16 protein-coding genes and 1 tRNA gene are annotated in these 18859 nt (G+C 57.3%); 5 read left to right on the top strand and 12 right to left on the bottom strand.

The window, feature by feature from the left end:
- Positions 1-87: 87 nt before the first annotated feature.
- Entirely contained in the window at positions 88-1539 is a 1452-nt protein-coding gene (locus CPA54_RS03005) for a TolC family outer membrane protein (RefSeq protein WP_081563152.1), read from the bottom strand.
- Between the two features lie 197 nt (positions 1540-1736).
- Here CPA54_RS03005 and CPA54_RS03000 point away from each other — a divergent pair.
- Positions 1737-1810: transfer RNA gene (locus tag CPA54_RS03000), tRNA-Cys, on the top strand.
- Positions 1811-2177: 367 nt separating this feature from the next.
- Here the strand turns inward: CPA54_RS03000 and glk are convergent.
- Complete coding sequence (glk, locus tag CPA54_RS02995) at positions 2178-3167, bottom strand: glucokinase (RefSeq protein WP_043560138.1); 990 nt, start codon at positions 3165-3167, stop codon at positions 2178-2180.
- 95 nt (positions 3168-3262) lie between these two features.
- Positions 3263-4057 (bottom strand): SDR family oxidoreductase, encoded by a 795-nt coding sequence (locus CPA54_RS02990; protein WP_043560141.1) that lies wholly within the window; start codon positions 4055-4057, stop codon positions 3263-3265.
- Between the two features lie 87 nt (positions 4058-4144).
- Between CPA54_RS02990 and CPA54_RS02985 the strand changes: the two genes are divergently transcribed.
- A complete protein-coding gene (locus tag CPA54_RS02985) occupies positions 4145-5323 on the top strand; it encodes a hypothetical protein (protein ID WP_043560144.1) in 1179 nt (392 codons plus the stop codon).
- Positions 5324-5375: 52 nt separating this feature from the next.
- Here CPA54_RS02985 and thiL read toward each other — a convergent pair whose 3' ends face one another.
- Genes thiL through nrdR form a run of 3 tightly spaced genes read right to left on the bottom strand, consistent with a single transcriptional unit; the run spans position 5376 to position 7291 of the window.
- Positions 5376-6320 carry a thiamine-phosphate kinase gene (gene thiL / locus CPA54_RS02980; protein WP_249085508.1) on the bottom strand — a complete coding sequence of 315 codons (945 nt, stop codon included), beginning with the start codon at positions 6318-6320 and terminating at the stop codon, positions 5376-5378.
- A 12-nt stretch (positions 6321-6332) separates the two neighbouring features.
- The gene (nusB, locus tag CPA54_RS02975; RefSeq protein WP_043560149.1) at positions 6333-6815 is read right to left on the bottom strand and encodes a transcription antitermination factor NusB; all 483 of its coding nucleotides are present in this window, start codon (positions 6813-6815) and stop codon (positions 6333-6335) included.
- Entirely contained in the window at positions 6812-7291 is a 480-nt protein-coding gene (gene nrdR / locus CPA54_RS02970; protein WP_043560151.1) for a transcriptional regulator NrdR, read from the bottom strand. The genes nusB and nrdR overlap by 4 nt, the downstream gene beginning before the upstream one ends.
- A gap of 151 nt (positions 7292-7442) precedes the next feature.
- On the opposite strand from nrdR, the gene CPA54_RS02965 reads away from it, so the two are divergent.
- Entirely contained in the window at positions 7443-7952 is a 510-nt protein-coding gene (locus tag CPA54_RS02965) for a copper chaperone PCu(A)C (protein ID WP_181005200.1), read from the top strand.
- 11 nt (positions 7953-7963) lie between these two features.
- Here CPA54_RS02965 and recQ read toward each other — a convergent pair whose 3' ends face one another.
- The 4 genes from recQ to cydD form a co-directional block, all read right to left on the bottom strand.
- The gene (recQ, locus tag CPA54_RS02960; RefSeq protein ID WP_249085702.1) at positions 7964-9808 is read right to left on the bottom strand and encodes a DNA helicase RecQ; all 1845 of its coding nucleotides are present in this window, start codon (positions 9806-9808) and stop codon (positions 7964-7966) included.
- Between the two features lie 41 nt (positions 9809-9849).
- Positions 9850-10266, bottom strand: a complete 417-nt coding sequence (locus CPA54_RS02955) for an OmpA family protein (RefSeq protein ID WP_043560156.1) — start codon at positions 10264-10266, stop codon at positions 9850-9852.
- A gap of 111 nt (positions 10267-10377) precedes the next feature.
- Positions 10378-12015, bottom strand: coding sequence for a thiol reductant ABC exporter subunit CydC (gene cydC, locus CPA54_RS02950; protein ID WP_043560159.1), 1638 nt, complete (start codon positions 12013-12015; stop codon positions 10378-10380).
- Complete coding sequence (gene cydD / locus CPA54_RS02945) at positions 12012-13709, bottom strand: thiol reductant ABC exporter subunit CydD (protein ID WP_249085507.1); 1698 nt, start codon at positions 13707-13709, stop codon at positions 12012-12014. Before cydD ends, cydC begins: the two co-directional genes overlap by 4 nt.
- Before the next feature lie 133 nt (positions 13710-13842).
- Here cydD and CPA54_RS02940 point away from each other — a divergent pair, with 133 nt between their 5' ends.
- Positions 13843-15657 (top strand): ABC-F family ATP-binding cassette domain-containing protein, encoded by a 1815-nt coding sequence (locus CPA54_RS02940; RefSeq protein ID WP_086431390.1) that lies wholly within the window; start codon positions 13843-13845, stop codon positions 15655-15657.
- A 52-nt stretch (positions 15658-15709) separates the two neighbouring features.
- On the opposite strand, the gene CPA54_RS02935 is transcribed toward CPA54_RS02940, so the two are convergent.
- Together CPA54_RS02935 and CPA54_RS02930 are read right to left on the bottom strand one after the other, a co-directional pair.
- Positions 15710-16132, bottom strand: a complete 423-nt coding sequence (locus CPA54_RS02935; RefSeq protein ID WP_052349062.1) for a superinfection immunity protein — start codon at positions 16130-16132, stop codon at positions 15710-15712.
- Positions 16133-16179: 47 nt separating this feature from the next.
- Positions 16180-17160: a Gfo/Idh/MocA family protein gene (locus CPA54_RS02930; protein ID WP_043561244.1), complete on the bottom strand. Its 981-nt coding sequence runs from the start codon at positions 17158-17160 to the stop codon at positions 16180-16182.
- Between the two features lie 155 nt (positions 17161-17315).
- Here CPA54_RS02930 and secD point away from each other — a divergent pair, with 155 nt between their 5' ends.
- Positions 17316-18854, top strand: coding sequence for a protein translocase subunit SecD (secD, locus tag CPA54_RS02925; RefSeq protein WP_249085506.1), 1539 nt, complete (start codon positions 17316-17318; stop codon positions 18852-18854).
- Positions 18855-18859: the final 5 nt, after the last annotated feature.

Genomic DNA, 18859 nt, shown 5'->3' with positions numbered 1-18859 from the left:
GTCATGATGTAGCGTGTCAGAGGGTGATGTTCATATCACCGGCATGAAAACTTGCCGATAGGCAGAGGCGAAAAACCCCTCCCCCATTTATCGGCCTGGCTGGTTCACCTGATAATCCCCAACGCCCCAGAGGCGGTTTTTAACGGCATGATAATAGGCTTTTTCATCATACAGGGGGACATTCAGTTTCAGGTCCACAGCGGTGAGATGGCCCATGGCACGGGCAATGTCGTAGGAGGAGGTGACCAGGGATGTCACGCTCTGGATGAGTGCACGCTGTGACTGCAACAATGTCGCCTGCTGCTGGAGGACGGACAGGGTTGTTGCCGTACCGACAAGAGCCTGCCTTTCGACACCGGCAAGGGCCGCCATATTGGAGGAAACGGCAATCTGGTGGCTGCGGAGCGTGTCCTTGATGGACATGTAGGTCTGCCAGCTTTCTGATGTCTGCTCCAGGGCAGACCTGCGCTGGACATCCACCTCATTGCGGGCTGCGATGGCCGTCTGGCGGGCCTGCCGGACGGCTGCATATTCACTCCCTCCCTGATAGAGGGGAATCTGGAGGTTGAGCGTGGCGTATTTGTTGTCCTGCAGGGACTGGTCCTGCCCCTGATCTTTTGAACGCTGATAAGCCACTCCGGCAGAAAGTTTGGGCATGATGGCCGACATCTGGAGGGAGATGTTGTCTTTCTGCTGTGCTTCATTGAAGAGTGCGGCGATCACGTTCGGATTGTTCCGCACGGCCTCTGCTACGGCTTCCTGTTCCGTACGGACAGGCAGGGCCAGAGGCTGTGGTGGAACGAGGTCTGGTGGGGCCGGCACACCAACGACCTGGAGATAGCTGGCCTGGGCTGCCTGCACGGCACCTTCTGTCTGATGACGTTCGGCCGTGGCTGTTGCAAGGGCACCCTGCGCCTGCGCCACGTCTGTCCGGCTCAGTTCCCCGAGGCGGAAGCGCCTGTTCGCTGCATCCAGCTGGGCCCGTAGAGCCCTCTCATTATTGATGCTGACCTGGAGGAGCTGAAGATTGGCGACCAGACGGACATAGGCATTCATGGCCCCGTAAAGGACCTCCTGCTCCGTTTCTATCAGCCGAGCTCTCTGGGCAAAAATCTGGTTGCGGGCCATATGGATGCTCGCAACCGTTTTTCCGCCCTGATAGATGGGCTGGGTCAGCGATACGGTCGTGTTGTAACCGCCACTGTTATAATGCTGGATGTTGGGCAGCCTGACAGTCTGGCCATTGATCTCGGTCTGCTGTGTGTAGCGGCTGCTGCCCTTGTAGTAGGTCAGTGACCCATTGGCCGTAATGGTTGGTCGCCACCCCGCCTCTGCTGCGGACATCTGCTCATCAACAGAGCGGAGCTGCGCCCGGGCTTCCCGAAGCTGGGGGTTCGTCAGATAGGTCAGAGCCAAGGCATCTTTCAGGGTATGAGGGACGAACTCCGGGTTGCCATTGGGATTTGTAACCGCTGTCTGGGCATGGCCATGCTGGCACAGGAGCCCGGCTCCAACACATAGGCCCAGCCCCATCTTCATCGATTTTCTAATTTTTGAAAAAAAATGGGGCGGGAGTTTCATGCTTGTTAATCTGCCGGTTTGGTCGTCTGTTTCGGAAAAGATGTGCAAGAGGGACTATAAGGGAGAATCTCACTGAAAATAAGCGAAAAATGCCCTGTATCGTTTTCTCCCTATTGACCTGTGAGTAATAATCCTTATTAAGGACACACACCTGAGGTCTGGTGGCAGAATGGCTATGCATCGGACTGCAAATCCGCGTATGTGGGTTCGATTCCCGCCCAGACCTCCATGGTGTTATCCCGATACGTCCCAGACACGTTGAGAAACAGCCATTCTCGGGGTAGCGACTATTCCGATTAGTCCCGGTGTATCCCACAATTTTGGGGGTATATCAGGGGGTAATATTTCTGGGGAATTTCCCTTTTTGATGACGGTTTTTTGTGTGGTCGCAGGCCACACAGGCGCTTCATGGAATTTCAGATTTTACCTCGTCCAAGCTGTTTCTCCCGAAACATGACGAAAAAGGGTGCGGCTTGGCAAAACATGGAGCGAATGGAACAGGGCCCTCGATCAGACCTGCATTTTTTCAGAAAATCATATCATGATGAAGGAAGGGAGCATCCTCTTTCTGGATGACTCCCTTCCCCTCATTCAGATCAAGCAGTTTCTGCCTGTTTGCTGGCTGTTTTGCTGGCATAAGCAGCGGCAGCACCGTACAGGCCAGGCTGCGGATGTGTGATGATTTTCACCGGCATTTCGCTCATCATGGTTTCGAAACGCCCCTTGGCGATGAACCGCTCAGCAAAGCCGGAATGCGGTAGAATATTTGCCAGACGCTGGCCCAGCCCACCGGCCACAACAACACCATGAGCCCCATGGGCAAGAGCCAGGTCCCCGGCAACAGCTCCGAGACTCAGGAAGAAGCGCTCCAGTGCTGCGGCGGCCAGATTGTCCGTTCCTTCCATCGCTGTGGTCCACAGGGTGCGGTTGTCCTTGATGGTGATGGGACGATCCTGAAGTTCTGCAATGACTTCATACAGGTTGGTCAGGCCCGGCCCTGAGACGATTCTCTCAACAGAAACACGACGGAAACGTTCACGAAGCGCCTGAAGGATATGATCTTCCACCGCATCCAGAGGCGAGAAGTCCATGTGCCCACCTTCCGTTGCGATCACATGATATCCATCTTCGCCACGCAGAAGGCTTGCAACCCCCAGCCCCGTACCCGGACCAAGAATGGTGATGGTCCCCTCGGAGGGAAGATCAACATCTGGACCACACAGGTGGTTCATGTATTCCGGGCCAACCTGGGCCACAGCATGACCAATCGCTCCGAAGTCGTTCACCAGAACGAAATCATCCAGCTTCAGGCGGCTGCCAAGCTGGGCCGGCTGGATGATCCACGGATTGTTGGTCATCTTGAGGACTTCGCCATTGATCGGACAGGCCACGGCAATGCCCGCTTCCCGGGGAATGGGGCGCCCCAGTGACCGGCCAAAAGCCTCCCATGCCAGCGCCAGGGAAGCGTGCTCGGCACATTTGAGTGTCGTTGCTTCCCCGAGAGACACCACCCGACCATCCTTGATTTCAGCGATGGCAAAGCGGGCATGGGTTCCGCCGATATCAACGGCAACAATTTCTTTCATACGTTTATCCCTTCAATACGCAGAGAGATGTGCTGCCCCATTTTCCCATGCCCCCTTCCTGTCTGCAAGCACCTGACCTGTAAGGTTTTCTTCAATTATTGGTGGGCAGTCTTTTCATGCTCAGGATGCTGCATGACATCCAGCCGCCGCAGGATGCGATGGGCGATAGGACGGGGAAGGACCATCTCCAGCAGACGGGTCAGCTGGAACACCCACGGGAATACAAGAACCCCCCTGCCCTGATTGATGCTGCGGGCGATTTTGCGGGCTGCTTTCTCCACCGGCACGAGGAAAGCCTGCTCACCGTCCAGCCGCTGGCTCATGGGGGTATCCACAAAACCTGGAGCGATCAGGCAGACACGGACATTATGAGGTGTCATGGCTGCCTGGAGGGCCGTGCTGAAGCGTCCCAACCCTGCTTTGGAGCCACTATAGACTGTGGCCAGCGGCAGATCATGGAAGGAAGCGACAGACCCCATCAGGGCGATGCGTCCATGACGACGGGCTGCCATGCGGTTTGCCATTTCGGTGGCCATGGCCACAGGGGTGGCAAAATTGACCATGGACATTCTGAGGGCTGTCTCTGCTGATTCAGCAAGGGCGCCATGAGGCCGGATGTCCGCCATCCCGGCTGAGAGGATCAGGATGTCGATCGGCAGCTGGTCATCGGTATAGGCAAGGGCTTTCAGTGCCTCATCGGCCTGTGTCAGGTCGATGCTGAAGATGTCCACGCTGGCACCTTTTGCACGCACTGCGGACGCCGTTTTTCCCAGCCGCTCTTCACTCCGTCCCCACAGTGTCAGATGTACGCCGGGACGGGCATAATACTCCGCCAGAGCCGCCCCGATGCCGCTGGAAGCGCCAGTTATGAGGATGTGATGCCGAGGCATCGTTGAGTTTTTTTCTGGTCTGGACATGAAGCCCCTTTCATTTTTGCCCTCTAGCGGGAAGGCTCGTGTACGAGTATAGCCATTGCTATGCAATGTGAAGCGCCAAACTCTCAATCTGCCAAGGTCGATGTTCGTCCCGTGACCACACGGGGAGATTTACGTCGTTTTATCACACTTCCGCGCCATATCTATAAAGGAATGGACGGCTTCGTCCCCCCGCTGGACATGGAGCAGAGGCACCTGCTCAGCCCCAAGGAATCCCCGGTTTTCCGCCATGCGGAGATACAGTATTTCTTGGCTTGGTGCGATGGTCGCCCCGTTGGACGAATCGCCGCGATTGTTGATCATAAGGCAATTGATCACTGGCAGGAAGTTATTGGGCAGTTTGGTGCGCTTGATGCCATTCCTGAACGGGAGATTGTCTCAGCCCTTCTACAGGCTGTTGAGGATTGGCTGAAAAAACGGCAGATTTCCAAGATACGCGGCCCAGTCACGCTGAGCGGAAATGCGGAGACCGGGACCATGGTGGAAGGGCAGCGCTCCGCCCCCATGATTGCCATTCCCTGGCACCCGAAAGGTCTGGATGCCCTCATCCGTCAATGTGGATATGAGAAGGCGCAGGACCTGCTGAGCTACCGGCTGGAGTTGGATGGAACGACGGAAGAGCGCTTCAAGGTTCCAGGCAATCTGAGACTCGGTGAAGGGCGGCTCAGCACGATTACGACCCGCAATCTTTCCAAGAAGGAAATCACTACCCAGGGAGAGGTGCTGCGGAAGCTGTATAATGATGCCTGGTCACATAAGTACAATTTTGTGCCCATGCAGGATTACGAAATGACGGCCATGATCGAGCAGATCAAGCCGCTCCTGCGCCCTGAGCATTATGTCCAGATTGATCAGAATGGCGAACCGGTTGCCATGGCCATGGTTCTTCCCAATCTCTACGACATTGCGGGGGATCTGGGAGGAGCACCATCACCTCTTGGGTGGATGCGGCTTGGCTACCGGCTGGCAACGCACCGTTTTCGGTCGGCCCGTGTGATTCTGCTGGGTGTTTCCAGCAAAATGCGCGGAACGATGCTTGGGTCGCTTCTGCCTTCTCTCGCCATTGTGGAACTGATGCGTCGTGGTCATACGCTGCCTTACAAATGGGTTGAACTTGGCTGGGTTCTGGAGAGTGATGTCGGAATGAGGAATCTGGCGGAATCTCTCGTGCCTCATCCACATAAAACACATCGTCTTTACGAAAAAAATCTTTCTGCCTGATGAGGCTGGGTGGAGGAAGTGCCCTTCTTCCTCCATCATGGTCTGGCAGTGATCAGAAATGCTGCCAGCCGGTCCGTGAGAAATTGATGGGGGCGTGCTGTCTGTCCAGCATGGTCACGCCTTCGCCTTCTGTCACCATGCCCACTTTGGTGAGGGGCACGCCGTGCTGTCTGCAATGGGCCTGCAAAGCGTCCTCGCTGGCGGCGGGGCAGGTCAGTAGAAGTTCGTAATCATCCCCTCCGAGGAGGATTATCTCCCGGTGAGTCGTCATATGGGCAGCAACCTCAGGGACAAGAGGCAGCTTTTCTTCAAAAAGGGTGATGGCCACACCAGATTCTTCGGCAATATGGCCAGAATCCTGCAACAGACCGTCCGAGATATCCATGGCGGCACTGACGATACCATACAGGGAAAGGCCGGTACGAGGTGTCGGTATACGATAGGCCTCTACAAGAGAAGCGTCCCCTGTCGCCAGTTTGCCTAGTCGGATCTGCAATCCCAACGCAGCCCGCCCGAGACTGCCGGTAATCCAGACACCATCTCCTGCTCTGGCACCATCACGGCGTAAAACCTGTCCCCGCTGGACTGACCCCAGAATGGTGACATTCAGCATCAGCGGGGAAGGACTGCCAGTTGTGTCGCCTCCCAGAAGAGAAATGTCATACTGTTTCTGATCCGCTGCCAGCCCGGCAGCAAATTCCGTAAACCAGGCTTCATCATAATGCCGTCCTGGCGGAACACTGACATTCAGCATGTAATGGCGTGGCCGACTGCCCATGGCAGCCAGGTCTGAGAGATTGCAGCGTAGCAGCTTGCGGGCAATCGTCCCTGCCGGATCATCTGGGAGGAAATGAAGCCCCTCAACCATGGTATCGCTGGAGAGAACAAGTTCTTCCCCTGCTGGGAGAGCCATGGTTGCTCCATCATTGCGAAGCTCCATGGCGCCCGGCCCTGCAAGTGGACGGAAATGCCGGGCTATGAAGTCAAACTCGCCCATCTGTACCGTCCTTTACCGTGCGCCCTGCTCTCCGCCCAGCTGACGGGCAAATCTGTCCAGAATGCCATTGACCATCTTCGGTTCATCCCCACTGAAAAAGCCATGGGCGACATCCAGATACTCATTGATGGCAACCTGGGCTGGCAGCCCTGTCATCATTTCTCCAATAGCCGTGCGCAACAGGGCACGCAGGACAGGGTCAAGACGGTCCATCGGCCAGCTTTCAGGAAGCAGTGCTGTCAGAGTCGTGTCGATGGCATCCTGTTTCAGCACGGCATTGCGGACAAGCTCTTCCAGCAGGTTCAGGTCGGCATCAGGAATATGGCCATCTTCAAAACAGGCCGTAGAGGCAACATGCCGGTGCCGGATGAACTCCATGAGGACACTCTCGGGATTGGCACCTGTCTGTTCGCACTGATACAGGGCCTGCGTGGCTGCCATGCGGGCAATTGTCCGGCTGCGTTTACGTGATGTAGTGGATGACGGTTCGGTCATGGGGTCTCCTGAGAGGGGGGATTGGCGGGGCTGTTCATATCGACAAGAATTTTGGAGAACGCCTCAATCTCCCGAAAATCTTTATAGACACTGGCAAAGCGGACATAGGCAACGCCATCAATCTCACGCAGCGCATCCATGACGAGCTCTCCGATCCTGTAGGATGGGATTTCCTGTTCGCCGGAGGCTTCCAGCTGTCTGACAAGGCCATTCAGCAGGCGCTCCTGCTGTACCTCATCGACAGGCCGTTTCCGCAGGGCAATCCGGATGGACCGGGCCAGTTTGTCACGATCGAAAGGAATGTGGCGACCATCGGCCTTGATGACGGTCAGTTCACGCAGCTGCACACGTTCAATGGTGGTGAAGCGTTGCGCACAGGCACAGCAGACACGCCGACGGCGGATGGCAGCACCATCTTCTGCCGAGCGGCTATCCTTGACCTGCGTTTCCTGATTTCCGCAAAAAGGGCAGTACATGGCATAATCCGAAAAGCAACCAGAGCAGGGTCTTTCTTGACCCCGCCTGCTGCACAGTTTATCGGAAATGGCAGCATTGAGGAATATGAAAGGGCTTTTTTCTTTATGATTGCCCTGTCTTTTCCCAGGCCATATGGCAGGAGCGAGGATCATGAACAGGACAGGACGCAACTCCCTGACAATAGCAGCCCTGCTGATCGGTCTCGGGCTGGAAAGTGCCGCCGCCGCTACCGACAGCGGTGTAGCCCCCCCGCCTCTTTCCCTGAAGAGCATCACCATCAATGATGCCGCGCTGCACACACGCTACAGGGAAGCTCCGTTTGCTTTCGGGACATTCTCGCTGAGCAATCATGGGGTAACGGACATGCTGCTGCGCGGTATCACATCTCCCGGATGCAATTCCGTCACGTCGAACCGGAACAGCCAGGTTGCGATCCAGTCTCCCCGGCAGACATATGATATTTTCCAGCGCATGGCTGTGCCGCATGAAGGGACGCTCGTTTTTCCGACAAGTGGCTATCATCTGATCTGCCACGGGCTGAAAGTCCCCTATCAGGCTGGCAGCAAACTTGATTTCACGTTTCATTTTCAGGATGTGGGAGACGTGACGGCTTCGTTTGTCATGCAGCCGATTGTGGAAGAAAAACACGTCGGCCCCTGATGCTCCCCTTTTCAGGGAGCTTCCTGCAGAATGGCCAGAACCGCATCGCCGTAACGTTCGATCTTGCTCTGACCAACCCCACGGATGTCTCCCAGCTCCTGCCTGTTGGTTGGATGGGCCCGGATGATCTCCCGCAAGGTGGCGTCACGAAAAATGATGTAGGGCGGGATTTCCTGCTGATAGGCTTCTTCCCGCCGCCACATCTTCAGCGCCAGGAAATGGCGATATTCTTCATCAGAAAGCCCTTCATTGGGGTCATTCCGTGGCGTGTCTCCCATGCTGGCCATGTGGCGTGACGTTGCATCTTCCCTCAGGCTGACGGACACCTCTCCCCTGAGAATGGGCCGTGCTGTCTCCCGCTTCAGTCCCAATCCGCCATGATCCCCCACCATGCCAATCGCACCACGGGCTATGAGCTGCCGGATGACCATGCGCCACCAGACATCCGTTCTGTCTTTCCCAATCCCGAAGACTGAAAGGTGCTGAAGGGCGTGGCGTTCCACCGCTTCTGTCATTTTGCCCTTGAGAACAGCAATGAGCTGCACGGCTCCAAACCGTTCGCCTGTCCTGTATATGGTGGAGAGAACCTTTTGTGCTGCTTCAGTGGCATCAAAGGTAGAGGGAGGATGCAGACAGTTATCGCAATGGCCGCAGGGTTCATGCAGCGTTTCACCGAAACAGGCCAGAATGGCCTGGGTCCGGCAACCTGTTGTTTCTGTCAGGGAAATCATGCTTTCCAGCCGTCCCTGCATCGCCCGTTTTTCCGCCTCCGGCACCTGGGCTTCTTCCAGCCAGTAGCGGGCTCTGGCGACACCTTCTCCGCTGTAAAGCAGAAGAGTATGCGATGGTTCACCGTCACGTCCAGCACGGCCTATCTGCTGGTAATAGCCCTCTGGTGACGTCGGCATGTCCAGATGGATGACGGTGCGGACATCCGGGCGGTCGATGCCCATGCCAAAAGCTATGGTTGCCGCAACGATCATGGGCTCACCAGAACGGAACCGCAACAGGACATTCTTCTTGTCGGCGGGGGACATGCCAGCATGAAAAGCAAAAGCTGTATGGCCTTTTTCACGCAGCTGCCGGGCCAGTGTTTCCGTCTTCTTGCGGCTACCGCAATAGACGATGGCCGCACCCTGTCCCATATGGCGGTCCAGTGCATCCAGAACCTGACGTGTCTCCGAGTGTTTGGGCTGGGCCTGAAGAAACAGGTTGCTCCTGTGGAAACTGCCCATCAGTATGTGAGCCTGGGGCATGTCCAGAGCCGCCAGCATGTCACTTCGTGTGCGAGGGTCTGCCGTGGCTGTCAGCGCAATGCGGGGAACTCTGGGGAACAGCTGCTTCAGATTGGCCAGCTCTCGATATTCCGGCCGGAAATCATGGCCCCAGGCGGAAACGCAATGCGCTTCATCAATAGCAATGAGCGACAGGCTGCACCGCCGCAGCAGGTTGAGGCTGTACGGTGTCAGCAGTCTCTCGGGTGAAATATAGAGGAGGTCGAGCTGATCACAGAGCAGATCCTCCCGGACTGTCTGCTGATCCTGATACTCCATTTCGGAATGAAGGGCTGATGCCCTCACCCCGAGCTGCCTCAACCCGGCAACCTGATCTTCCATCAGGGCGATCAGGGGGGAGATGACGAGCCCAACCCCTTTGCGGCAGAGAGCCGGTACCTGATAGCACAGGCTCTTCCCGCCGCCTGTTGGCATGAGGACGAGAACGTCCTCCCCTTTCATGACGGCCTGAACGGCACTCTCCTGAAGGCCCCGGAAGCTCTCAAAACCAAAAACCCGGTGCAGGACAGCTTCAGGAGTTTCACCAACATGACGGGGAAAGCGATCAATGGGGTTCCCTATTCCTTCGCAGGGTTCCCCGTCATGCTGATCGTGCTCCTGAATCAATGTGCGCCCAGATGGACCGTGACACGACGGAAGGCGACGCGTGAATTCTCGACATCTGTTGGCACGAAGGGTTCCTTGCGGATATCCTCACGCTTGATGCCATCCCGCACCAGCACATCAACCACAGAATCCGCACGGGCATCTGCGAGTTTTTTCAGCACGTCCGCATCCTCATTTTTCCCGGCAGAACCGGAAACCGTGATGTGCGAGATATTCCGTTTGTGGGCGGCATCAACGGCGCTGGCGATGATGGCCTCCCCTGTGGGGCTGAGGGTCACAGACTCCGTATCAAAAAACACGACATAATCATCCCGCGGCGGATGCGATACGCAGCCAGCCAGAAGCCCGGCCACCATGAGGGAGGTCGCCCCCACGGGAGCAAGACGACGCATGAAAGCAGAAACTTTCTTCATGGGAGCATCCTTCTCGTTACCTATGGAAAATGATCATCTTTAACTGCCCGTGCTTTGAGCTCCGGTCAATATGGGTCTGGGCCCTGGGAGTGGTAAAAATGCATCCATGGCTCAAAGAGGCTGGGACTTCAGGCGTCCCTCATGGAGGGTCCAGAGGTGATCCAACTGTTCCACTCCTGTAAGACGATGGGTAATCAGCAGGATGGTACGGGAGCGGTCCAGCTGGTTAAGTGTTGCCAGAAAGGCACGTTCCGTCTCCAGATCGAGCCCGGTACCGGGTTCATCAAGGATCAGTACCGGGGCTTCAGAAAGCAGCACGCGGGCCAGAGCAATGCGGCGCCCCTGCCCGCCGGAAATGTGGGACCCGTTTTCACCAATCCAGCTATCCAGCCCATCAGGCAGGGAACGCACGAAATCAGCAATCTGCGCCTGTTCCAGAGCAGCCCAGAGGGCTTTGTCAGAAAAGCCCTCCCGTCCCAGAAGCAGATTGGAGCGGATCGTGTCGTCAAAAAGATGGCTTGCCTGAGAGAGCCATGCCACCTGCTCCCGCAAGGCCTCGGTCTGGATGGAAGCCATGTCCTGCCCACCCAGTGTAATGCTTCCTTCCTGAGGCGCCACGACCTTGAGCAGCAGCGCTGCAAGACTGGACTTCCCGGCACCTGATGGTCCGACAAGTGCGGCCCTTTCCCCTGCCCGGAGTCTGAAATTCACATTCTGCAGAACGGGTTTTTCCGGTGTCCAGCCAAAGGTGACGTCCCGCCCTTCAATCTCATGGCCAGCGGGGGCAGGCGCTGTTCCTTCTGCGGGAGTGCCTTCAGGCATGACCGTGGCATCCACCACACGTTCTGCCGCATGGCGGATGCGCCCGAAAAGAAGGCCTGCCCTTGGTAGATCCACGATGCTGTCCAGAGCAGTCATGACAACAAAAAGAATGGTGATGCCCATGACAGCCTGCTCTTCAGGGAAGAAGACTCCCGCACATCCTGCCAGAGCAAGGATGATCCCCAGGCGGGTCAGCAACAGGGAGATGGCATGGATGTGTGCCATGGCCTGTCCCTGTCGACGCTGCACGGTGTAAAAGGCTTCCTCTGCGGCCAGAAACCGCTCTGCAGCGGCATCTTCCTGCCCGAAGATGCGCAATTCACGCATCCCTCCCACGAGATCAAGGGCCTGATTGTTCATGTCAGCCTGCGCCTGTTGCAGCTCTGGCCCCCAGCGATAGGACAGTTTCGCCATGAGTGCCGGCAAGGCAAAGGCGACCAGGCAGAAAATGACACCGATACTGAGTGCCAGGAGCAGGCTTCCCTTCAGACAAACCCAGATGACGATGGGCAGACTGAACAGCGCCGTTGCCAGCGGGACCAGAATACGCAGATAGAGACTGTCCAGACTCTGCACATCGGCCACGAGGCGGGAGAGCAGATCACCAGAACGCCGGAAGCCCAGCCCAGCTGCGGCTCCTTTGGCCAGATTTCTGTAAAACCAGAGGCGGATGTCTGCAAGAACCCGAAAGGTGGCGTCATGCGTGGCCAGACGTTCCAGATAGCGGAGAATGATACGGGCGGCGCCAGCAAAGCGGAGGATGCCAAAGGCAACGACCCCACCAATGGCGATCAGCCCGAGGCGGGAGCCGGTCTGCCCCATGAGCAGGAAAGCGGCACAGACGGAAAGTTCGGCCAGAACCAGCCCGATAAGCAGGCGTCCCCCACGGGCTTTCCATACATTCCATAATGGCTGCAATTGCCTCATGCCAGTGTCTCCTGTTCCGTAAGCCGTCCCGTCTCCATGGTAAGACGCACGGTCTCACCAATATTGTGGAACTGGGGCGAATGGGTGGAAATCAGGGCTGTACGACCCTTCAGCAGCCCCCGGAGAGACATGAGGATGTCCTGCTCCGTCATGGGGTCAAGATGGGCGGTAGGTTCATCCATGATGAGCAGCGGGGCATCTTTCAGGAAGGCACGGGCGATGGCGATCCGCTGGGCCTGCCCACCTGAAAGGCCGAATCCTCCTTCACCCAGTCTGGTCTCCAGCCCATCAGGAAGCAGGGGCAGATATCCCGTGATGGAAGATGCTTCCAAAGCCGCCTGAAGCTGCTTTTCAGACGCTTCAGGTGCAGCGAACATGATATTCTCACGCAGCGTACCTGCAAAAATGACCGGCTTCTGACCAATCCAGCTGATCTGTTGCGTGATTTCTGCCGGGCCCAGCGCCTGGAGGTCGACACCGCCAAGACGTATGGAACCTTCGAGGGGCCTGATGAAACCCAGCAGCATTTCAATGAGGGTTGATTTTCCAGCTCCTGATGGGCCCGTCAGCAGGGCCACGTCACCCGCCTTGAGCTGGAATGATACATCGTCAAGCGCCAGTGGCCGATCCTTTACCCACTGATAGGAAACCCCCTGCACATCAAGCTCAATACCCCGAGTCATCCGCTCGGCACGTGGCTGGTCAGCAGATGTGCCAGCTGCCATTTCTGGCAGGGTCGGCAGTTTCTGTATGGCCTCGCCGCTGCTGGTAATCTGTGCTCTGTCCTGATAGGCCGCTGAGAGTGCACGGAATGGCGCAAAGGCTTCTGGTACCATGAGCACGGCAAACAGGATGCTGGTTGTCTGCGCAACAGACCCGCCATGCATGAGACCGTGGCGCTGGTCGATCACGATCCAGACCAAGGCAACGATCATGGCAACATCAGTGGATGCTGATGTCAGAAAGGCCAGACGCAGCACTTTCATGGTCCGCTGTCGCAGTTCATCAGCAGCCTGCCCCAGGCCTTGGGCATCTTTTTCCGCATTGCCGGAAAGAACGATGGTAGCAATGCCCCTGATCCTGTCCAGAAAACGGACCTGGAGGCGGTTGAGGGCAAGAAGCTGACGGCGTGAGGCAATGGCTGTAGCAATGCCGAACACGGCCTGGAAAAAAGGAAGGGAAAGGCAGCATCCCCCCAGAATGAGCCCGGCCCGGTGATTCTGCCAGAACACAACAAGAACGACAGACCACTGCGCTACCACCCAAAGGGCCGAGGCAGGCAACCAGCGGGCAAAATAGCCCTCCAGCGCTTCGATGCGGTCTGTCAACAGAGACGCCAGTGCAGCACTGTGCTGATGCCGGAGTAGCGCCGGCCCCTGTGCAAAAAAGCGGGACAGCAGCTCGCGCCGCAGGCGTTTGCGGGCCAGCTCACCACTGGAGACAGCCAAGTGTTCCTGCACATATCCCAGAATGACACGGACGACAGACATGAGGATGAACATACCCAACCAGCGGGCATCCAGCCTCCCCCCGCCTGCCAGCAGGCCTGCCAGAATGGAGGCCAGGCTCCATACCAGCACCATTCCGGCAAGGACGTTGCACATTCCGATCAGGGCCATACACATGGTGGCTGGGCGATTGGCGCCATTCTGCTGCCGTACCCAGCCTTTGAGCATCTTCTTGTCTGCCTTCATGGGGAGACATATACAGAGGAAGCGGGGAAAAGAAAAACAGACAGAGTAAAAGTTTTCCATCGGAAAAATCTTTCTTTCACCTCTTCATCCGTTCCATATTGCAAATCTGCTCCGGTTTCTTCACATCAGGCCCATGTCTGCACCAATCCTCAATCTACAGAACATTTCATATACTCTGGGTGGCCGTCCGTTGCTGGACGGTGCCACGCTCTCCGTGTTGCCGGGTGAACGGCTCTGCCTTGTCGGGCGAAATGGCTCGGGCAAATCCACCCTGCTCCGCATTGCAGCGGGGGAGCTGGAACAGGATGATGGCGAGCGTTTCCTCCAGCCAGGGCTGAAAGTACATTATCTGCCGCAGGAACCCGACCTTTCTGGGTGGGACACGGTTTTCGATTATGTGACGGCGGATCTGGACGAGACAGCCCATTACCGGGCCCGAGCCATGCTGAGTGAGCTCGGCATGGATGGTCGTGAAAAATGTGCCAGTCTTTCTGGAGGGGAAGCACGCCGAAGCGCCCTTGCCCGGGCTCTGGCAACTGAGCCGGACCTTCTCCTTCTGGATGAACCGACCAACCATCTGGACCTCCCCTGCATCGCCTGGCTGGAGCGGGAGCTTCTGGCCTCGGGAGCGGGGATGATCATCATCAGTCATGACCGCCGCTTTCTGGAAACATTGTGCAAGGCAGTCATTTGGCTGGATCAGGGGGGCACGCAGAGGCTGGACGCCAGCTTCGCTCATTTCGAATCATGGCGGGACGAGCAGATTGAGCTTGCCGAACGGGCAGCGCACAAGCTGGACCGTCAGATTGCCCGTGAGGAAGATTGGATGCGCTATGGCGTCACAGCACGCCGAAAGCGAAATGTCCGTCGTGTTGCTGAACTGGCCGCCCTGAGGGCGGAGCGGCGTGATCTTGCCTCCCGCCAGAGAGGCTCCCTGAAGCTGGAAGCCAGTGAGACGGAGAATACCAGCAAGATTGTCATGGCTGCGGAAGGTGTTGGCTGGGCCTATCCGGAGCGTCCCCTCATCCGTGATCTGACGCTGAAGGTGACCAGAGGCGACCGGTTGGGAATCTGCGGGGCCAATGGGGCCGGGAAAACGACGCTTCTGCGCCTGCTGACCGGTGAGATGACCCCACAGGCCGGTGAAATCAGGCGTAGTCCGTCCATCCAGATGGTGACGCTGGACCAGCAGCGCAGCGCCCTGGATGGCGACCAGAGTGTGGCCAGCTTCCTGACGGACGGACATGGCGAGATGGTACAGGTCGGCACGGAAAAACGGCATGTCATTGGGTACATGAAGGACTTCCTGTTCCGGCCGGAACAGGCCCGCACGCCAGTCAGCCATCTCTCCGGGGGAGAACGGGGGCGGCTGGCGCTGGCGGCTGCCTTGGCCCGTCCTTCCAATCTGCTCGTGCTGGATGAGCCTACCAACGATCTGGACCTTGAGACGCTGGATATGTTGCAGGACATGCTGGGCGATTATGCTGGGACGGTTCTGCTCGTCAGTCACGATCGTGATTTTCTGGACAGACTGGCAACCTCAACTCTGGTGGCAGAGGGTGATGGCAGCTGGATTGAATATGCTGGTGGCTATTCAGACATGCTGGCCCAACGCAGGGGACGGTCTCCCGTAGAGAGACGCCAGAAAGACACGGCCCCCTCCTCCAGCGATACAGGTTCTTCCCCTGTACGTACTGTCAAACAGACCGTCAAACTGAGCTACAAGGAACAACGGGAGCTGGACCGGCTGCCTGAACTTCTTGAAAAACTTGAAAAAGACGCCACGCTTTGCCGGAATGCTCTGGCTGACCCCGGGCTGTACAACCGGGACCCTGTCCGGTTTGAAAAGATTACGGCTGCGCTGGAAGACACCGAGACAAAGCTGCGCCAAGCGGAAGAGCGCTGGGTTGAGCTTGAAAGCAAACGGGAAGAACTGCTGGAAAACTGATCTTCGGCAAAGGTCCTTCCAGCCTGCAATGGCGGGCTGGAAGGACATGCCGTTACAGGCGGTTGATGAGACGTTCCTTGGCCTTGGCGAATTCAGCTTCTGTCAGGGCGCCACGGTCTTTCATCTGGGCGAGCTGCTCCAGCGTTTCAGTTGGCCGGTCAGAAGATGATCCTCCAAAAGATTGGGTCCGATCATGTGCCTGATAGGGGCCCCAGCCCTGTCCATCCTGAAATGCGACCAGTTTTTCTTTTGGCCAGAGTGCCCAGATGAGCAGGCCGATCCAGAAGAACCCTGTCCACCCAGCAAAGACATTCAGACCGATGAGAAGCCATTTCTGGGGATGCTGCCGCATGATGGCAATGATGCTGGGCAGGAAATACAGCGCCAGCATGGAGAGCATGAGGATGGCGAAGATCAGCAGGCTCAGATAAGGATTTATGGCGTTGATCTGCTGCGTGTAGTCAGTCATGTCCATGATGATTGTCCCTTCATGTCGTAAGGAAATGCACTATAGTGTCCTGATCAGTCGATCAGACCTGCATGCCGGATCAACTCCTGCGCAGCCCGTATCTCTTCACCAACTCTCAGGGCAGCGTCAAGAGCCCTGAGACCGGCCTGTCCATCCACCATCACGGGAGCACCATCCAGACAGGACGCCACAAAAGCATCATGCTCGGCAGCCAGGTTGTCATGGTCATGCCACCGCACACTCTGCCGCCGGAAGCCATTGCTGCCCGGGAGGGGTATTCCTTCATGACGGTTTATGAAAACCAGCTGTCGACTCATGAAATCCGCCGAGAGATAGCCTTCCTGAGAGAAAAGACGCATTTTCCGTTCGGTCTTGAGAGAAATGCGGCTGGCCGTAATGGAGGCAACGCAGCCATTGGCAAAACGGACACGTGCATTGGCGATGTCTTCATGAGCACTGGATACGGCGGCGCCCATCGCATCAATATGGAGGATGGGGCTGTCCACAAGGGACAGGATGAAGTCGAGATCATGAATCATCAGGTCCAGCACGACTGATACATCCGTGCCCCGCTCCTTGTAGGGAGCGATCCTTGTGGCCTCGATGTACAGAGGCTGTTTCATGCGGGCTGAAATGGCCTGATGCTCGGCCGAATAACGCAGCAGGTGTCCGACCTGGAGGATGCGTCCCTGCTCTCCAGCACAGCGTACCAGTGCGGCCCCTTCTTCTTTTGTGGCGGCGAGAGGTTTTTCAACCAGCACGTGGCAGCCGGCCATCAGGGCCTGTTGTGCCATCTGATAATGTGTTTCGGCAGGGGAAGCGATGATGACAGCCTCACACCGTTCCAGAAGCTCCTCGTAGTTTCTGAAGGCAGAGGTTCCCGTTTCTTCCGCAATGCTTTGGGCACGACCATGATCAGGGTCGTACAGCCCGACCAGCCGCTCCCGGGGGTGTCTGGCAGCCTGGAGGGCATGGTAACGGCCAAAATGCCCGGTACCCGCAATGGCGACATCAAGGAGCTTTTCCGTCTTCATGAAAGGAATCATAGCACCCGGAAATGCTTGTGCAAGGCGCCATGCAGCCATGCATAATGGTTGCAATAAAATACTGGAGAGGGCATGGTCGCACCCATCTGCGAGATTAGTTCTGGCCTCTTCATTTCCACGTTTTTGAGGTTCTCTGACCCCTTATGTTGTATTACAGCCGCCTCAGGATGTTAGGCGTGGTGGGCATCTGTCTGATCAGTGCCCTGCTCTGCCTGCCCAATTTCATGAAATCTCCCTCATCATCCCTGCCCTGGCATCAGGTACATCTGGGGCTTGATCTGAGGGGAGGCTCCTATCTCCTGTTGCAGCTGGATACGAAAACCCTCCAGCATGACCGGCTTCAGTCACTGGAAGGTGAGATCCGTCAGGGGCTGCTTAGTGCCCACCTTGGCTATCGGCTCATCCAGCGGGATGATGCTACGGCCTCCGTGCTGCTCACGCCCCGCTCCGAAAGTGAAAAGGAGAGCGACCGGAAGGTGTTGGAAGAACTGACGCCCTCCATTCCTGGTGAACTGGCCATCAATGAGAAAGATGGCCGCTTCGTCATCAGCCTGACACCGGAATCCATCCGGGCCCGGGCCCGGGAGGCTGTGTCACGCTCCATCGAGATTGTCCGTCGCCGTATCGACAGTACCGGTGCCATCGACCCGAGCATTGCCCGTGAGGGGGAAGACCGCATCGTGCTGGAACTGCCGGGCATCAGCGATCCTCAGCGTATCAAGACCCTGCTGGGCACAACAGCCCGCATGACCTTCCATCTCGTCTCTCCAGACCCGCTCCATGCTGGTCCCGGCACGACCATGCTGCCCCTGCCTGAAGGGCGTGGAGAAATCGCCGTGGAGGACAAGGTCGACGTGGATGGTGCCAACCTGACAGACGCCGCTGCCACAATGAATGAGGGGCAATGGGTTGTCGAACTGAAGTTTGACAATAAAGGTGCAGATGACTTTGCCCGCATTACGACAGAGAATGTCGGCAAGCCGTTCGCCATCGTTCTGGACGGTCGCATCCTGACAAGCCCTGTCATCAACGGCCCCATCACGGCGGGGCGCGGGATCATAACCGGGCGCTTCACGGCTCGTTCCGCCTCCGACCTGGCGCTGCTGCTCCGTGCCGGGGCCCTTCCTGCTCCCCTTGCCGTAGTGGAACAGCGCAGCATCGGGCCGAGCCTTGGTGCGGCCTCCATCCATGCTGGTGTGGTCAGTCTTGCGGCTGGCTTTGTGCTGGTCGTACTGTTCATGCTGCTGTTCTATGGCCGGTTCGGCCTGTATGCGGACATTGCGCTGTTTGCCAATCTGGTCATGATCCTGGCCATCCTGTCGCTTTTTGGAGCAACACTGACCCTGCCGGGTATGGCGGGTATCCTGTTGACCCTCGGCATGGCGGTGGATGCCAATATTCTTATCAATGAGCGTATCCGGGAAGAAGTACGGAACGGCCGGAAACCCCTGCAGGCGCTTCAGGCCGGGTTCCAGCGGGCCACGGGGACCATCATCGATAGCAATGCCACGGCCTTCCTCGCCCATGTCATGCTCTTTGTCTTTGGTACGGGGCCGGTCCGCAACTTTGCCCTGACCATCACCATTGGCATCGTCACCACGCTGTTCACGACGCTGGTGCTGTCCCGCATGCTGATTGTCCGTTGGTATGCTCATAAACGTCCACAGGAATTGCCGGTCTGATCGCC

This window comes from Parasaccharibacter sp. TMW2.1890 (genome assembly GCF_023337645.1).
GTDB lineage: Bacteria > Pseudomonadota > Alphaproteobacteria > Acetobacterales > Acetobacteraceae > Bombella > Bombella apis.
The sequence above is the reverse complement of the archived record's forward strand: the minus strand, read 5'-3'. Positions and strand labels throughout refer to the sequence as shown.

Bases quoted from the DNA above. Each gene is read 5' to 3' on its own strand.
- CPA54_RS03005 (WP_081563152.1), bottom strand. From the start codon at position 1,539: ATGAAGATGGGGCTGGGCCTATGTGTTGGAGCCGGGCTCCTGTGCCAG.
- glk (WP_043560138.1), bottom strand. From the start codon at position 3,167: ATGAAAGAAATTGTTGCCGTTGATATCGGCGGAACCCATGCCCGCTTT.
- CPA54_RS02990 (WP_043560141.1), bottom strand. From the start codon at position 4,057: ATGCCTCGGCATCACATCCTCATAACTGGCGCTTCCAGCGGCATCGGG.
- CPA54_RS02985 (WP_043560144.1), top strand. From the start codon at position 4,145: ATGCAATGTGAAGCGCCAAACTCTCAATCTGCCAAGGTCGATGTTCGT.
- thiL (WP_249085508.1), bottom strand. From the start codon at position 6,320: ATGGGCGAGTTTGACTTCATAGCCCGGCATTTCCGTCCACTTGCAGGG.
- nusB (WP_043560149.1), bottom strand. From the start codon at position 6,815: ATGACCGAACCGTCATCCACTACATCACGTAAACGCAGCCGGACAATT.
- nrdR (WP_043560151.1), bottom strand. From the start codon at position 7,291: ATGTACTGCCCTTTTTGCGGAAATCAGGAAACGCAGGTCAAGGATAGC.
- CPA54_RS02965 (WP_181005200.1), top strand. From the start codon at position 7,443: ATGAACAGGACAGGACGCAACTCCCTGACAATAGCAGCCCTGCTGATC.
- CPA54_RS02955 (WP_043560156.1), bottom strand. From the start codon at position 10,266: ATGAAGAAAGTTTCTGCTTTCATGCGTCGTCTTGCTCCCGTGGGGGCG.
- cydC (WP_043560159.1), bottom strand. From the start codon at position 12,015: ATGAGGCAATTGCAGCCATTATGGAATGTATGGAAAGCCCGTGGGGGA.
- cydD (WP_249085507.1), bottom strand. From the start codon at position 13,709: ATGAAGGCAGACAAGAAGATGCTCAAAGGCTGGGTACGGCAGCAGAAT.
- CPA54_RS02940 (WP_086431390.1), top strand. From the start codon at position 13,843: ATGTCTGCACCAATCCTCAATCTACAGAACATTTCATATACTCTGGGT.
- CPA54_RS02935 (WP_052349062.1), bottom strand. From the start codon at position 16,132: ATGGACATGACTGACTACACGCAGCAGATCAACGCCATAAATCCTTAT.
- CPA54_RS02930 (WP_043561244.1), bottom strand. From the start codon at position 17,160: ATGAAGACGGAAAAGCTCCTTGATGTCGCCATTGCGGGTACCGGGCAT.
- secD (WP_249085506.1), top strand. From the start codon at position 17,316: ATGTTGTATTACAGCCGCCTCAGGATGTTAGGCGTGGTGGGCATCTGT.